This is a genomic window from Bernardetia sp., assembly GCF_020630935.1.
Taxonomy (GTDB): Bacteria; Bacteroidota; Bacteroidia; order Cytophagales; family Bernardetiaceae; genus Bernardetia.
Genome location: NZ_JAHDIG010000005.1, coordinates 38,955 through 54,347, shown reverse-complemented (window position 1 = coordinate 54,347; position 15,393 = coordinate 38,955). Strand labels below are relative to the sequence as shown.

General features: G+C 34.0%; 13 protein-coding genes. 9 read left to right on the top strand and 4 right to left on the bottom strand.

Going from position 1 to position 15,393, the window contains the following annotated elements:
- Nucleotides 1–86 precede the first annotated feature (86 nt).
- The gene (locus tag QZ659_RS02670; RefSeq protein WP_291721462.1) at nucleotides 87–851 is read right to left on the bottom strand and encodes a glucose 1-dehydrogenase; all 765 of its coding nucleotides are present in this window, start codon (nucleotides 849–851) and stop codon (nucleotides 87–89) included.
- Between the two features lie 219 nt (nucleotides 852–1,070).
- On the opposite strand from QZ659_RS02670, the gene nspC reads away from it, so the two are divergent.
- A complete protein-coding gene (gene nspC / locus QZ659_RS02665; RefSeq protein WP_291721460.1) occupies nucleotides 1,071–2,240 on the top strand; it encodes a carboxynorspermidine decarboxylase in 1,170 nt (389 codons plus the stop codon).
- Nucleotides 2,241–2,304: 64 nt separating this feature from the next.
- On the opposite strand, the gene QZ659_RS02660 is transcribed toward nspC, so the two are convergent.
- Nucleotides 2,305–2,580 carry a hypothetical protein gene (locus QZ659_RS02660; protein ID WP_291721458.1) on the bottom strand — a complete coding sequence of 92 codons (276 nt, stop codon included), beginning with the start codon at nucleotides 2,578–2,580 and terminating at the stop codon, nucleotides 2,305–2,307.
- Between the two features lie 408 nt (nucleotides 2,581–2,988).
- On the opposite strand from QZ659_RS02660, the gene QZ659_RS02655 reads away from it, so the two are divergent.
- The 7 genes from QZ659_RS02655 to QZ659_RS02625 all read left to right on the top strand — a co-directional run bounded on the left by QZ659_RS02655 (nucleotide 2,989) and on the right by QZ659_RS02625 (nucleotide 10,915).
- Entirely contained in the window at nucleotides 2,989–5,673 is a 2,685-nt protein-coding gene (locus QZ659_RS02655) for a M1 family metallopeptidase (protein WP_291721456.1), read from the top strand.
- 57 nt (nucleotides 5,674–5,730) lie between these two features.
- Nucleotides 5,731–6,222, top strand: a complete 492-nt coding sequence (locus QZ659_RS02650) for a COG3650 family protein (RefSeq protein ID WP_291721453.1) — start codon at nucleotides 5,731–5,733, stop codon at nucleotides 6,220–6,222.
- A 120-nt stretch (nucleotides 6,223–6,342) separates the two neighbouring features.
- On the top strand, nucleotides 6,343–6,723 hold the full coding sequence (locus QZ659_RS02645) for an FtsL-like putative cell division protein (RefSeq protein WP_291721451.1): 381 nt from the start codon (nucleotides 6,343–6,345) through the stop codon (nucleotides 6,721–6,723).
- Between the two features lie 95 nt (nucleotides 6,724–6,818).
- Nucleotides 6,819–8,945 (top strand): penicillin-binding protein, encoded by a 2,127-nt coding sequence (locus QZ659_RS02640; protein ID WP_291721449.1) that lies wholly within the window; start codon nucleotides 6,819–6,821, stop codon nucleotides 8,943–8,945.
- Entirely contained in the window at nucleotides 8,946–10,226 is a 1,281-nt protein-coding gene (locus tag QZ659_RS02635; RefSeq protein ID WP_291721447.1) for a hypothetical protein, read from the top strand.
- 122 nt (nucleotides 10,227–10,348) lie between these two features.
- Nucleotides 10,349–10,561, top strand: coding sequence for a hypothetical protein (locus QZ659_RS02630; RefSeq protein WP_291721445.1), 213 nt, complete (start codon nucleotides 10,349–10,351; stop codon nucleotides 10,559–10,561).
- A gap of 3 nt (nucleotides 10,562–10,564) precedes the next feature.
- On the top strand, nucleotides 10,565–10,915 hold the full coding sequence (locus QZ659_RS02625) for a hypothetical protein (protein ID WP_291721443.1): 351 nt from the start codon (nucleotides 10,565–10,567) through the stop codon (nucleotides 10,913–10,915).
- A 62-nt stretch (nucleotides 10,916–10,977) separates the two neighbouring features.
- On the opposite strand, the gene QZ659_RS02620 is transcribed toward QZ659_RS02625, so the two are convergent.
- Nucleotides 10,978–12,564, bottom strand: coding sequence for a S8 family peptidase (locus QZ659_RS02620; RefSeq protein WP_291721441.1), 1,587 nt, complete (start codon nucleotides 12,562–12,564; stop codon nucleotides 10,978–10,980).
- 322 nt (nucleotides 12,565–12,886) lie between these two features.
- Here QZ659_RS02620 and QZ659_RS02615 point away from each other — a divergent pair, with 322 nt between their 5' ends.
- The gene (locus QZ659_RS02615) at nucleotides 12,887–14,038 is read left to right on the top strand and encodes a DNA topoisomerase IB (protein WP_291721439.1); all 1,152 of its coding nucleotides are present in this window, start codon (nucleotides 12,887–12,889) and stop codon (nucleotides 14,036–14,038) included.
- Nucleotides 14,039–14,156: 118 nt separating this feature from the next.
- Here QZ659_RS02615 and QZ659_RS02610 read toward each other — a convergent pair whose 3' ends face one another.
- Nucleotides 14,157–15,269 carry an acyl transferase gene (locus QZ659_RS02610; RefSeq protein ID WP_291721437.1) on the bottom strand — a complete coding sequence of 371 codons (1,113 nt, stop codon included), beginning with the start codon at nucleotides 15,267–15,269 and terminating at the stop codon, nucleotides 14,157–14,159.
- Nucleotides 15,270–15,393 lie beyond the last annotated feature (124 nt).

Below are 15,393 nucleotides of genomic sequence, written 5' to 3'. Positions count from 1 at the left end.
TTTATCTAAAACTATCTAATAAAACAACGATGCACCCCAAAACATTGTTTGGAGTGCATCAAAATATCCTGCAAGTTACCTAAAATTTAGTTTTGATTTGCTAAAATAGGATTTACATTGATACCTCCATCAATATTGTATTCTGCGCCTGTAATAAACCAAGCATCATCAGAAGCTAAGAAACTAACCAGTTTGGCAATGGCTTCTGGAGAACCAAATTGCTTGAGTGGAATACGTTGCTGCATCGCTCCTGCAAAGCCATTCAAATCTTCTTCCGACATTCCTGTTTTTCCAAAAATAGGTGTACTTACAGGCCCTGGGTTTACAGCATTTACACGGATTTTTTGTGGTGCAAGTTCGCTCGCAGCCGTTCTTGTGAAAGAGTTGAGTGCAGCCTTTGATGCTGCATAAATGGCTGTACTAGGCATTCCAGTATAAGCGTTTACTGAAGAAAGATTAATTACAGAAGCATTTTTATTCAAAATAGGTAAGAATTTTTGTAGTGTAAATACAGCTCCTTTGAAATTAATATCCATCATAGAAGTATAAGCCTCTTCTGAAATATGTCCGAGTGGTGTAGGAAGAAAAATACCTGCATTAATGAAAAGCACATCTACTTTCCCAAACTGATTTTTCACTGTTTCTACCAAATAGTCAATATCTGAAAGTTTTGATTGGTCAGCCACAATACCTGTTGTACCTAGCTTTTCAGAGGCTTCTTTTATACGGTCTTTGTTTCTCCCTGTAATAATAACTGTTGCGCCTTGCGCTACAAATTCTTCGGCAGTAGCATAACCGATTCCACTATTTCCACCTGTTACGACTGCGATTTTTCCTGCTAAATTTGACATTTGAATAAGATTTAAGAATAAATTGAATTGAAAAATTTCATTTTGGAACAATTGTTCCTTTATTGATTTTTTTAGAACGTTCATTCCAAAACAAAGTTTTGTTGTTTCTAATTATTAACATTTGATAACACTTTACCCTAAATCCTAAACAAATTGTATCAAAACTTCCTCAAATAAAATTATCTTTACAAATTAATACATCATCAACATTTTTTTCTAATGATAGATATTTCTCAAATTCCTTCGCCTTGTTTTGTTTTGGAAGAGCGACTCCTTCGCCGAAACTTAGAAATTTTAGATAGCGTTCAGAAACGCACAGGAGTGCATATTATTTGTGCCTTAAAAGGTTTTTCAATGTTCAGTACTTTTCCTTTGGTACGTCAATATTTACACGGCTGTACGGCAAGTTCACTTTATGAGGCTCGTTTGGCTTTTGAAGAATTTGGGGAAGAAGTTCACGCCTACGCACCAGCCTACACAGAAAAAGAATTTGATGAATTGATGACCTATGTCAATCATATTACCTTCAATTCACTTTCTCAGTATGAGCGTTTTAAGGATAAGTTAGTTCAAAACGAAGCTAAAACGGGTAAAAAAATATCGGCAGGTTTGCGTATCAATCCAGAGTACTCAGAGGTGGAAACAGACTTGTACAATCCTTGTGTGCCAGGTTCTCGTTTCGGACTTACATTTGATAAACTAGGAGAAAACTTGCCAGAGGGAATTGAAGGCTTGCATTTTCATACGCTTTGCGAACAAGGTTCGGACACGCTAGAACGTACACTGATACATGTAGAGGAAAAGTTTGGACACCTTTTGCATCAATGTAAATGGCTCAATATGGGTGGAGGGCATCACATTACAAGAAAAGATTATGATGTAGAGCTTTTAGTAAAACTTTTGAACAGAATTAAAGACAAATATAATGTTCAAATTATCTTAGAACCAGGGGAAGCTGTCGGTTGGCAAACAGGATACTTAGTTTCTTCTGTGCAAGACATTATTGATAGCAGAGGAATTGACGTAGCTATTTTAGATGTTTCTTTTACAGCACACATGCCAGACTGCTTAGAAATGCCATACAAACCAAAAATTTGGGAGGCAGAAGATGCTTCACCAAGTTCGAAGAGTGAAGGAAAACATGTGTATCGTTTTGGAGGTTCTACCTGCCTAGCTGGAGATTTTATTGGAATGGGAGACTATGCTTTTGAAAAGGAATTAAAAATTAATGACAAAATTATCTTTGATGATATGATTCATTACACGATGGTCAAAACTTCTACTTTCAATGGAGTTCCTCATCCAAGTATTGGCATTTGGAAGGAAGATAATACTTTTCAGCTCATTAGAGAAATTGGCTATGAGATGTTTAAGAATAAACTTTCATAGAGCATAAAAAAACACTCTGTAAAAATAATACAGAGTGTTTTTTTATAATTCATAAGAATTATGATTAGTCACAAGTCAAAAACTCAAGTGCAGTTTCGAATGAAGCAAGGTCAGTACCTTCACCACAACCTGAAATATAAGCTTGTAGAGCAGCCTTGTAAGCATTACACTTCTCAACATTAGAAGGATCTGATGCGTACGCTTGACTTGTTGTTTGTACTTTACTTGCCAATGCTCCACAATCAGTTTCTTCTTCGTCTTTCTTACAAGAAGTGAAGACAAATGTACAAGCTAATGCAGCTACTAATGCAATTCTAGAGAAATCTTTAACTAATTTCATTTTGAAATATATTTTAATTTAGTAAGTTAAACTGCTTACAATTAAGCAATTATGTTTAGTATAGCGAAAAAACAACACTATGTTTTTTGCTTTTTTTAAAAGAAAAAATCTTTATTTATGCAAAAATACTACATTTATTCTTACAAACAAATTTTAATGTATTTTTTTCTTATATCGCCTTACTTACAATATTTTTTTTAACCTGCAAAGTTATTAAATACAGTCTTTAGTTGATAAAAAATGATCCATTTTATTCTATGGCATCACAGAGACACGTATTCATATCATCTATTTTTAGCACAAAAGGAATATTTAAACACAACAAACTCAAATTTCACACTTTTTTTATTCGTAAAAATTGAGTTTTTTTGTAAGTTGTAGAAAACTTCACAAAACTTCTTTTTTAGTATGAATAAATCGCTACATTTTTCTTCACTGTCTCTATTTTTTGCAGTTCTATTTTTCATTTCGTCTTCACTTTTTATTTCTTGTAAATCTTCACAACAGGCTACAAATAACAATACACAAGATTCTACTCATACAAACAATGAATTTCTTGTACCAATAGAAGAATCTGAAAATCAGTTTAAAAAAGACCTTCCAGAACCTCTGTGGAAACCCAAAAAAGGAGAATATCATGCTACCCAAACCAAGATATTTGATTTAATTCATACAAAATTAAATATCACACCAGACTGGGAAAATCAATGGATTTACTCAACAGCAACCCTAACTGTTCAGCCTTATTTTTATTCTCAAAATAAAATTGATTTAGATGCAAAAGGATTGGCTATCGAATCTATCAAACTTTTGGCTGGAAGTTCAAAAAACGAGACTACAAAACCTCTACGATGGGATTATGATGGAACTTTATTAACTGTTCGTTTGGATAGAGAATACACAAAAGAAGAAAAAATTACGATAGAGATAAGCTACATTGCCAAACCCAACGAGGCTATTTGGACAAACAGCGTTCTTTCAAACATTGAAGAAGAAGGCTTCTTTTTTATCAATCCAGAAGGCAAAACCAAAGGAAAACCAAGACAAATTTGGACACAAGGCGAGACTTCAAACAATGCTATGTGGTTTCCTACCTTTGATGCTCCTAATTTTAGAGGTACACAAGAAGTTTATATCACAATAGCTGATTCCTTACAAACACTTTCTAATGGAAGGTTAGTTTCTTCTCAAAAAAATGGAGATGGAACTCGTACTGATTATTGGAAAATGGAAAAACCTCACTCGCCATATCTTACAATGGTTGCAGTAGGAGAGTTTGCTGTTGTTGAAGACAAATGGAAGGATATTCCTCTATATTATTATACTGAAAAATGGCATGCTCCGTATGCAAAAGATGTTTTTGGCAAAACGCCTGAAATGCTAGAGTTTTATTCTAATTATTTAGATTACAAATATCCTTGGAGCAAATACGCTCAAGTGATTGTCCGTGATTATACGTCTGGAGCAATGGAAAATACGAGTGCTTCTGTTTTTATGGAAGGACTTTTAGTAGATAAACGTTCTATTGAAGACCACAACTGGGAAGGAATTATTTCACATGAGCTTTTTCATCAGTGGTTTGGTGATCTTATGACAGCCGAATCGTGGGCAAACTTAGCCATGAACGAATCTTTTGCTAACTACGGAGAGTATCTTTGGTTAGAACACAGCAAAGGAAAAAAAGAAGCCGACCAAAGCCTTGCCAATGATAAAACAAGTTATTTTAGAGAATCGCAGGCAAAGAGAGAGCCTATCATTCGTTATTTCTACACAAGCGAAAACGATATGTTTGATTCTCATTCATATTCAAAAGGTTCAGTTATTTTGAATATGTTGCGCCAAGAGATTGGAGATGAAGCCTTTAAGGTTACTCTTCAAAAATATGTCAAAGCAAATGCGTTTAAGTCTGTTGAACTTGATAACTTTAGACTTATTGCAGAAGAAGTTACAGGAAGAGATTTAAAATGGTTTTTCAATCAATGGTTTTTGGAAGCAGGACATCCAGAATTAACTATTTTACAAGATTATCAAGACGGGACACTTAAACTAACCATTACCCAAACTCAAGATTTACGCTACTCACCTACCTATCTCTTACCTTTAGAAATTGATATTTGGGAAAATGGAAAATCTACAAGACACAAATTCATTTTGGAAAAAACTGAACAAAGTTTTGAATTTAAAACAGAATCAAATCCAGAACTCGTTGTTTTTGACCCAACAGGTTATCTCTTAGCTCAAATAAGTCAGGATGAAAAATCGGCAGCAGAATGGCGTTTGCAAGCAAAATATTACGATAATTATATTCCAAAAAGGAAAGCGTTATATAATTTAGCAGCTTCTGTGGGCAATGACACAACATTTAATTTATTAATGGAGGTAGCAAAAAACAATGATTTTGGAGCATACAGAACACAAGCCATTCGCTCACTAGGAGAATATAACCTTGAAAATATTGAAAATCCGACGTCTGATGAAGTAACTCAAAAACTGACAGAGCTTGTCAAACTTCTGAAAGACATGGCAAAAAATGATAAGGACAACCTTACACGTGCTTCAGCCATTGATGTTATTTCTCAATACGGAGCTTTTCCAGAACTTTGGGAAGAAACATTAAAAGACTCTTCTTACTTTGTAATTAGCAATACTATGTATTCTCTGATGAATGCCTATGGAGCAAATGCACTTTCAAAAGTAGAGCCTTTGGAAAGCATCGAAGAGCGTCATGTTGTTTATGGATTGGGAGAATATTATTCGCTTATTGGTGTAGAAGGAAAATATGATTGGTATGTCAAGAATTTAGACCGAATTTCGGGTACAGAAATGAGTTACTTTCTAAATCACTTTACACAATATCTTATCAATCAGCCTAAAGAAGTTCAGAAAAAAGGGATTGAATATCTGACCTATCAATCCAAAACTAATTCAAATGTCCAAACTCGTAAAGATACATATCAAGCTCTAAGCGTTTTGAGCAATGCTTTGGAAGAAGAAGCTAAATTAGAACTAGAAATTGAGCAAAAGATGGCAGATATTAGAAATGAAGAAAAAGACCGAAGAGTAGCAGAGTTTCAAGAGGCTTTAGGCTTTTAATTTTACCCTTAATGATGGCTTTAGTCCTTAATTGAATTTTACAAACCATAAAAAATTATGAAATATATTATTCTTATATTTATAGTATTATTTTGCTTTGCTTGTGATGCACCTTCAAAAAGTCATGCAAGTACAGATGATTCTGTCTCTACAAATACAGAAGTAGAAAAAACAGAAACTAAAATCATTGAAAAACAAACTATAAAAGTAAGTACAGACGAAGTAGTTTTTAAAGCCTTCGGTACAGAACCGTTTTGGAATGCAGAAATTCGTAAGAGTGGAATTTTATTTTCTAAATTTGGATTAGATTCTATAACTTTTAGTTATGTAGAGCCAAAAGCAGCCGAAGGCAGATTGATAGAATCTCATTATACTTATTTCTTAGAAGATGAGTATGGAAAACCAGCTCAATTAGTAGTAAAGAATGGCTATGAATGTGCTTGTTCGGATGGAATGTCAGACAAAGATTATAAGTATCACGCTTTTTTCTTATACGACAATCAGATGTTTGAAGGCTGTGGCGAAAGTTCACTTAACAGTAATGAGTAGGCAGTTTAATTTCACTTGGAAATTATATGTCTTAAAATCGTTTCAGCTACTGATATTAAAATCAACTATTTATAGATTCTACTGGTAACTAATAACTGTTTACTGGTAACTGAAAAAAATATGTCAAAAATTCAAAATACATTTAAGCACGTAGAAGAAGAACAGGAAATCAAAATTCCTACAAAACGAGGTTTTTGGCGAAACTTAGCTGAATGGGATTTTACTATCGACCAAGATTTTTTGTTTCGTATAATGCCTTATGTCTTGTATGTTTCTTTCTTTGGAATCATCTACATTGCAAATCGTCATTATACAGAAAGAGTAGTAAGGGAAGTTACTCGTCTGCGCCAAGAAGTAGAAGAACTACAAATTGATTATCACGCCCTACAAACTCGTTATGTCTATGATAGTAGAAGACAAGTAGTAGCAAAAAAAGCACAGCGTTTGGGCTTGAAAGAAAGAGAAAAACCACTTATCAGAATTGAAGAAAATAGTAAGTGATAAAATATTTATTCAAACAAGGCTAAACGATAGCTCGGTGTAGCCAATTATAAATTTTACTGGTAACTGATAACTGTTTACTGATAACTGAAAAAATGGCAAAAACAGGAATAAGAAGATATATACTCGCTCGTGTCAGAATTGCTTTTTTAGTCGTCTCACTTATTGCTTTAGTGATTGTCTATAAAATGATGAGCATTCAGATAGTGGAGGGCGAAAAATGGAGTAGCAAAGCTAGGGGCGTAGAGATGCGAGACGTACAACCCACTAGAGGAAGTATTTTGGCAGATGATGGAAGCCTTTTGGCTACTTCTTTGCCTTTTTATCGTGTGGCAATTGACCCTACTGTGGCTGATAGTGCTGTTTTTGAAAGTGGGATAGATTCTTTAGGAATACTTTTATCTGATTTCTTTAAAGAACACGAACCAAGCTATTATGTCAATCTTTTAAGAGAAGACCGAAAAAACGACAAAAAATATCATATTCTAAGCCGAGAACTTATTAGCCACGAAGAATATAAAAAACTCTCCCAATTTCCCATTTTTAGAGAAGGAAGAAATAAGGGAGGTGTAATTTATGAGCAAACAGACAAACGTTTTCTGCCTTTCAATGACCTTGCAAGACGTACTATAGGTTTTGTAACCGACGAAGATTCTACACAATCTTTGAATGGTAGAGGATTGGAATATAGTTTCAATAGTGAGTTACAAGGCGTTGCAGGAGAAGCTCTTTATGAACTCATTGCAGGTGGTTTTTGGAAACCAGTTGATGACATGTCGCAAGTCAGACCCAAACCGGGGATTGATATTCAAACAACGATTGATATAAACTTACAAGATACAGTTCATCAGATTCTGCAAAATGCGCTTCGCCAATACAAAGCTGAATATGGCTCTATTATTTTAATGGAAGTAGAGACTGGAAAAATAAAAGCTCTTGTCAATTTAGGAATTAACTCTAACGGTTCGTATGTAGAAAACAATAATTATGCTGTTGGAGATATGGGACTTGCCGAACCTGGGTCGACATTTAAGCTTATGTCTATGGCTGCTCTTTTTGAAAATGAGGACATTCCTATTTCATTGAAAGATAGCGTACAAACAGGTGACGGCGTTCATAAATATTATGATGATGCCATTATGCGTGATGTTTCTGCACTAGGAAAACTAAGTGTACAAGAGGTTTTTGAAAAATCTTCCAATGTAGGCATGTCACTTTTGGTATGGAAATATTTTCGTAAAGACGAGCAAAAATATGTGGATTATCTCAAAAAATTTGGTCTTAATCGTCCTTTAGGTTTTCAGATGGCTGGAGAAGCACAACCTTATCTAAAATCCCCTTCCGATTCTTCGTGGAGTGGAAGTACACTGCCTTGGATGTCTATTGGATATGAGCTAAAACTCTCTCCTCTGCAAACATTATCTTTTTACAATGCGATTGCAAACAATGGCGTAACTGTTCAGCCAATTATTGTCAGTCAGACTCGCCAAGCAGGAAAAGTCTTGAAAAGTTTTGAAAATACAACAACAAAAAAAGAAATTATTTCAGACAAAACAGTCAAGATTTTACAAACGATGTTGCGTGGTGCAGTAGAAAATGGAACAGCTAAAAAAATTAATACAAAAACCTATCAGATTGCAGGAAAAACAGGAACAGCCGAAAAAGTTAGAAACGGAGAATATACCGAAGACCACTACACTTCCTTTGCTGGATATTTCCCTGCCGATAATCCAAAATATTCTTGTATCGTTGTGATTGATGACCCAAAAACAGACAAGCGTTATGCAGCCGAAGTAGCTGCTCCTGTTTTTCGTCAAGTTTCAGATGTGGTATATCAACGTTATTTGCACAAACCTCTTTCAGAGGTTGAAGCGACAGCAATGGATAGTTTGCACATGCGTTTGCCATTTATTCGTGCTGGCTACCGTCCAGATTTGGATTTGGTATGTTCGCAGTTAGGCATCAAAACGCAGAACCAAACAGCTCAACAATGGGTAAAAACCAAAGTAGCTACTGATACAGTTATGTGGATAGACAATCAAGCTGCTGCAAGTCTGATTCCAGATGTGCGTGGAATGCGTTTGCGTGATGCGCTGTATTTATTGGAAAACTTAGGAATGCAAGTCGCCTTTGAAGGCAAAGGGAGAATTGTCTCACAATCTCTCAACCCAGGAGGAGCAATTCAAAAAGGAAAAACAATTTATTTGAAGTTGAAGGAGTAGATGAAAAGAATAACTATCTTATTTTTATTTTCTGTTTGTCTATTTTCATGTAAAGATAAACCACAGCCTGTCCAAAAATGGCTTTCTGAAATAGAAAGTAAAGACATGCAAGAAAGAGCAACAGATGTATTAGAGAAAATTTACAACTCAACAGCTTATACAGTTACAGAAAAGGATAGTTTATCACAAATTCATGTAGAATTAGCAAATTGCAAATTACCTGATTCTATGAATGACATAACAGCTTTGTTTTATGGATTATATGATTTGAGTAGAGTAAATAATAACCCAAAGTTTAAAACGATAGCTTTTCTATCACGTAATTACCAAAAAGATTCAGTAGTAGGAAGAGCTGCTGTACGAATGATTATAGACACTTCAAAAATAGATTTTGGTCGCTATTTTCCTGCTCACTATAAAGATATTTCAAAAAATAATTTCAAAAGTGAAATTGAACCGTCTGCAAAACTTAAAGAACTTGAAACCAAGTTGCTCTCTTATTTGGATGTTTATCCAATTATGATTGATGATAAGCGTGCTGATTCTATTGGAATGATAAGTAAACTATTAAAACAAGCCTTGAAAGAGCCAAATGGCTTTAAATATGGTTTACCCCGTTATGTTGAAAAAGAAGGGATTATTATTTCTGATGATGGAAATTTTCGTATTTATACGTTTAGTTATAATCAAGGTTGGAACAATCGGTCTGCAATAGCTTATGGAGTTTATCGCTTTTCAGAAGATGTTATTATTACAGAAGACATATCTACTTTCAAATTTGAACATGAATATCAAAACGAAAAAGGAGAGTTAGAAACAAGCGAAGAAAATTTTTGGGCTTTACCTATTACAATTTTCAAAGTTGAAAGAGAAGGAAACCCTTTGTATGTAGTAGTGTATGATTATATTGGAGGAGGAATGGATAGTTGGTTTGTAGTTGTTCAAGGTTTTGAAATAAAGAAGGGAAAAATAGTGCGTTGTAAGGATTGTATTGCAGGGAAATCTTCAAGGAGTTTTGCAAAATACAGTAGAATTTATTGGATATTACCTGCTTATGACAAACAAAAAAAAGAACTTAGTTTTAACACTAGACCTTTTTACCCCAATCGTTATCCTTACTTTGATTTGCCGAATGGAAAATTAAATCCTATTTCATCAGCAGAAGAGAGAGAGTTAAATAAAACTAGAAAAGGTGGAGGAAAATTTATGGAAAGAACAACGTTAAAATGGAATGGCACACAGTTCGAAATTATTCCTTTTGATATTCGTTATTGTAAATAGAAAACGCACAATCATCTACTAACCTTCAAACCATAATGAGTTTGCTCAAATTGAAGAATAAGGAAGAGTAAACTTAGATAAGTTTTTTGCGTTAAGTTAGAAGAACTTTAAAATTATAATTTATGAACACGACTTATTTAGTTGATACAGAAGGAAATAAAATAGCTGTACAAATTCCGATAGCCGAATGGAATTTGATGGAAGAAGAAATACAAAAATTGCGTAAAAAACTAGAAGTTTTGCAAGGAATAAAAGACGCTGTTGCAGAAGTAAAAACTGCTCGTCAAGAAGATAAAAAACTCCAATCTTTAGATGATTTCTTAAACGAATTTTAAACTATGCCTAATGAAGTTGTAATTAGTGAAAACTTTAAGAGAGAAGCTAAGAAGTTTTTGAAGAAATATGCCTCACTAAAATCTGAACTTGCAGAGTTGGCGCAAGAATTAAAAGATAATCCCAAGTTAGGAACTCAAATCCTAGAAAATGCTTACAAAATTAGACTTGCTTGCAAAAGTAAAGGAAAAGGCAAAAGTGGAGGGTTTCGTATTATTACCTATTTAGAAGAAATAGAAGAAGACGAAGTAGATATATTGATTACACTTCTTTCTATATATGATAAATCTGAAACAGATACTATCTCAAACTCACAAATAAAAGCCATCATTGAGTCTTTAGATGATGAAAAATAAAAAACTCCTTCAAAATCAAGAAGATTTCAAAGGAGTTTTCTATATATAAATTTCACTAAATCTTAGTTAGACGAAGCTGTTAAAGCCTTTGCTAAGTCAATTTTTCCCCAACCAAAGTTTGAATTACGACTTGGGTAATAACTTGCCGAAACTTTAAGTTTATTCAACACTTGATTTCTTGAAAGATTTGGGTTTGCCGACCAAACCAACGTTGCCATTCCAGCAGTCTGTGCTGTGGCTACCGACGAACCTCCTACTGTTGCAGGAACATCTCCAGACATCGCTAAAGTAAGTGGATTACGACCATTCGAAGCCTTTTCCATTACTACTACAAAATCAACTTTTGAGCCGTCGTGGCAATTACCACAACGCTGCATATTGTCTTTTACACCTGTTACAGCTACTGTTTCGTTCATTGTTGCAGGGAAAATAACACCAAACCAACCCGAAGACCAGCCAAATGAAGTTCCTGCTGCACAGAACATCAAAACACCTCTGTTATAAGCATAACGAATAGCATCAGCGATTTGAGAACTACTTGTAACTCGTCCTAAAGACATACTTGTAACACGAATATCTGAACGATTACCAGCAATTACATACGCATCTGAAACGCCTTTTGATTCTCTTGAACCTTCAATCACTACATCTTCTGCTGCACGAACTGAAACCAAATTTGCATTGTAAGCAATTCCTGCTGCATTTCCATCTGTACCACGAGGCGCACCCAAAGCACCCGTCATTGCTGTTCCGTGTCCACATCCATCATCTGGAGTTTCTGGACTACCAATAGGAATACCCCAAAATGTATCTCTTGGAAGTGTTACTAATTTTTCTATACTTCTGCCTTGCGAAAGCCCTTGGTTAAACCCACTTCCATAATTATTTTGCCCAAAACTTACTCCTGTGTCAATAATCATGGCTGTTATGCCACTTCCAGAAGCTGTATTCCACGCTTGTGATATATTATGAAAATTGTGATTCCAAGAACCTTTTGCATTTGGAGATAAATTAGTATAATCTACTCCATTAATTAATCCATTCTCTGGATTGCTTCCATCACATCCACTACTAGAAAGTTCTTTGTTGAGTTGGTTAGCTCTACTTACATTTGGCTCATATCCCATCGGTTCTGCATAACGCACAAAATCCGAGTTGCGAAGCATCGCTAATGTATTTGGGTTTTTAATAACTACATCTAAAACAGGAAGAGTATTTTCTTCAAAGGCAATCAATTCTTCACGCTTTATATCTGGATTGAGTTTGCGTTCTGATTCGAAAATCATATCCAAAACATAGTTTTTTGCATCATTCCACTCACCTTCATTAATATTTATCTTGTCAATAATGGTACGAATATCTTTATCTTGCCCTTTAGGTTTAAAACCTACTGACAAAACGCCGTCTGACATAGAAAGAGCATTCCAAATAATTTGCTCTGACTGTTTGTTCCAATCAAAAGAACCATCTTTCTTAACAGTTTTCCAAATATGACTATCTAAGTCAGAACGATTGATAGCAGCGTGTTCGATGACTTGTTCTGTAATCATTTCAGATTCATTCTGACAAGAAAACATCATAAAAGCTGCAATCGCCAAAGGAGAATAGCGTCGGACAAGTGACTTCGAATTGAAAAAATAAGTTTTCATTTGTAAAAGGTATTTATGTTTGTGTGTTAGGTCAATAAAAATTAATTGACTGATTCTAAGGGCAAATATAAAAATATATCTTAAAAAAAGTGATGCAAGCCGAATATTTTTTCAAAAAAATTAATTTTACCCAAATTTAATATTTGATTAACTCAAGTGTAATTATTGGTTTTGTACAAAAAAGCTCGTTTTTTCACTTCCCAATACAGTATTAGAAAAGTAATTCCAAAATTTGCTATTTATTCTGTTCTAACATTCTATACAAAATTCAAGTTATCAAGGCACTAGATTTTTTAATAAATCCATTTTTTAGACTTACATTATGATACATCCGACAGAAAATAAAATTCCGATTATGGTGGTAGGAAAATCGGTTTACCCAAAACATCCTCCTCATTTATATTCTTCTTCTGATACAGAAAAAGGTTATACACGCAAAAAAAAAGGTGAGAAATTTGTCTATTTGAGTACAAAAGGAAAGCCTATTAAAAGCAAACAAAAACTACTACGTATAGAAAATTTAGGTATCCCTCCAGCGTGGCGCAGTGTATGGATATGCAAAGATAAAAACGGACATTTGCAAGCTGTAGGTAGAGATGAGCGTAACCGAAAACAGTCTATTTATCACCCAGATTGGAACGAGTATAGGAACAAAACAAAATTTTTGAAACTTCAAGAGTTTGGATATTCACTTGCTAGTCTTCGAAGAGCTATAAAAAAAGACCTTCGCAAAAGAACGTGGAACAAAGAAAAGGTAGTTGCTCTAGCCATTGAACTTATGCAAGAAGGACTTTTGAGAATAGGTAGCGACCGTTATCTCAAATCTAATAAAACCTACGGACTTACAACACTTCGTAGAAAACATATCAAAATTGATGAAGAAACAAAACACAAGATTTCACTTTGCTACAAAGCAAAAAGTAACAAAGTCAGAACAGTAAGTATTGCTAACAAATCTCTTATCAAAAAACTAAAAGAATGTGCTGCTCTTTCTGGGCAAGAACTTTTTAGATATAAAGATGAAGATAACAAGTGGCAACGCATCAACTCACATGATGTAAACGAATATTTGGAAGAAAAAATGAAACATCATTTCACAGCCAAAACGTTCAGAACGTGGGGAGCAAGTATTCTTACTTTGGAACTTATCAGTGAAGCAAGAGAAGAAGTAGAAAAAAGTCCACGCAAAAAACTAGAGACTGTTTTGGTTAGAAAAGTAGCTAATAAATTAGGCAATACGGTTACCATTTGTAGAAATTACTACATTCATCCAGAAGTATTGAATGAAACGTTAAATAAATCAGAAAAAGAGATAGAAAAACAGACAGAGAAATTTTTGAAAGCAAAATCAAAGGATAAAACAGAGCTTTCAAAAGACTTTATAGAAAACTTAGACCAGTATTCGAAATACGAATTACAGCTTTTAGCGATTTTAGAAAAATCAGCAGAAAAACTGCATGAGGAATTATTTTGAGCTATTTTTTATCCGTGTTGAATCTGTTAAATCCGTGATATCTGTGTTCCATTTGATAGAACACGGATGCAACCGATGATACAGATAAGCACAGATATTAATTTTATCATTTTTCTAACTACAAAACCAACAAATTACACCCTCTCACATCCGAATAGTCGAAACGTCCCAAAACTTGAAATTCTCCTTTGTGATTGATTTTACCTAAGTCTTGTGTTTCTATGAAAGCACAGCTTTCGACATTGGCAAGGTCTATTACATTTATTGCTCCACTTTGAATTTCAAAATTATTTTCATTTACTTGTTTTAATTCGAAAGGGTCATTTGTATCACGAATCAGAATTTTCAGATAAGCAGGCGTTTGAAACCAAATTTCATCGTTGTTGGTCTTGTTTATTTTTTTTGTTGCGTATCCTTGTGAAAGAAGTTCTGTCATTCCATATTCAGAATCAATAGACGATACGCCAAAAGCATTTTTCAAAACGCTATGAACTTCTTCTCTTACCATTTCTTTTTTTCGTCCCTTCATTCCTCCTGTTTCCATTACAATAATTTCATTTCTACTACCATGTTCTACAAACTGTTTTGTCTTGGGTAATTTATAGCTTGGATAATTTTCTTTTAAAAAATCAGCAAAATCTAGCAGCGCAAACGTAACTCCTAAAAGCAAAATGGGTGTTGAAGGAGTTGTTAAAACAGCTTTATCTATTTCATTTTTTAGTTTTTCATAGTCATAGAGAAAATAATTAGAGTTTGGTTGTGCATTTTTCAAAAAATAATCTACCATATAAATCAGCGAAGAGCCGTCACGTTCTAAATAAGAAGGCAAAAGCGCAAAAATTTGAAAATCAGATAGTTTCCCATATTCTACATACAATTCCTCAAAGATAAATTGACTAGACTTTTCATAAAAACTCAAATCAGAAATAGCATGTTTGCTTCTCTGTGTAATGTCTGTCGTACCACTACTTGTAAAAATTTGCTTCGTCTCTACACTTTCTACTTGAACGTTATGGGATTTAAAAAAGCGAATTGGCAAAAATGGAATTTTATAAATAGAATCTATTTGAGAAATATCAACTCCTAACTTTTCTATATATGATTTATAAATAGGATTGTATTTGGATTGAAAACGAAATAATGATAAGGCTTTTTCTTCAAAGGCTTGTTCATCATTTTTAGGAAGGGAAAAAATCTCTTTTTTAAAACTATTTATAAAATCTTGGTGCATAAATGAATGTAAATGAGCAAATGAAAAACTGCGATAAAGTCTGAGAATCTTAATACAAAACCAAAAATATTCTTTTTCGTTATAAAAAAATACGATTAGAAATGCGCATAAAAATTAAAATTAC

Excerpts from the sequence above, each read along its gene's own strand:
- QZ659_RS02670 (WP_291721462.1), bottom strand. The coding sequence starts at position 851 with ATGTCAAATTTAGCAGGAAAAATCGCAGTCGTAACAGGTGGAAATAGT.
- nspC (WP_291721460.1), top strand. The coding sequence starts at position 1,071 with ATGATAGATATTTCTCAAATTCCTTCGCCTTGTTTTGTTTTGGAAGAG.
- QZ659_RS02660 (WP_291721458.1), bottom strand. The coding sequence starts at position 2,580 with ATGAAATTAGTTAAAGATTTCTCTAGAATTGCATTAGTAGCTGCATTA.
- QZ659_RS02655 (WP_291721456.1), top strand. The coding sequence starts at position 2,989 with ATGAATAAATCGCTACATTTTTCTTCACTGTCTCTATTTTTTGCAGTT.
- QZ659_RS02650 (WP_291721453.1), top strand. The coding sequence starts at position 5,731 with ATGAAATATATTATTCTTATATTTATAGTATTATTTTGCTTTGCTTGT.
- QZ659_RS02645 (WP_291721451.1), top strand. The coding sequence starts at position 6,343 with ATGTCAAAAATTCAAAATACATTTAAGCACGTAGAAGAAGAACAGGAA.
- QZ659_RS02640 (WP_291721449.1), top strand. The coding sequence starts at position 6,819 with ATGGCAAAAACAGGAATAAGAAGATATATACTCGCTCGTGTCAGAATT.
- QZ659_RS02635 (WP_291721447.1), top strand. The coding sequence starts at position 8,946 with ATGAAAAGAATAACTATCTTATTTTTATTTTCTGTTTGTCTATTTTCA.
- QZ659_RS02630 (WP_291721445.1), top strand. The coding sequence starts at position 10,349 with ATGAACACGACTTATTTAGTTGATACAGAAGGAAATAAAATAGCTGTA.
- QZ659_RS02625 (WP_291721443.1), top strand. The coding sequence starts at position 10,565 with ATGCCTAATGAAGTTGTAATTAGTGAAAACTTTAAGAGAGAAGCTAAG.
- QZ659_RS02620 (WP_291721441.1), bottom strand. The coding sequence starts at position 12,564 with ATGAAAACTTATTTTTTCAATTCGAAGTCACTTGTCCGACGCTATTCT.
- QZ659_RS02615 (WP_291721439.1), top strand. The coding sequence starts at position 12,887 with ATGATACATCCGACAGAAAATAAAATTCCGATTATGGTGGTAGGAAAA.
- QZ659_RS02610 (WP_291721437.1), bottom strand. The coding sequence starts at position 15,269 with ATGCACCAAGATTTTATAAATAGTTTTAAAAAAGAGATTTTTTCCCTT.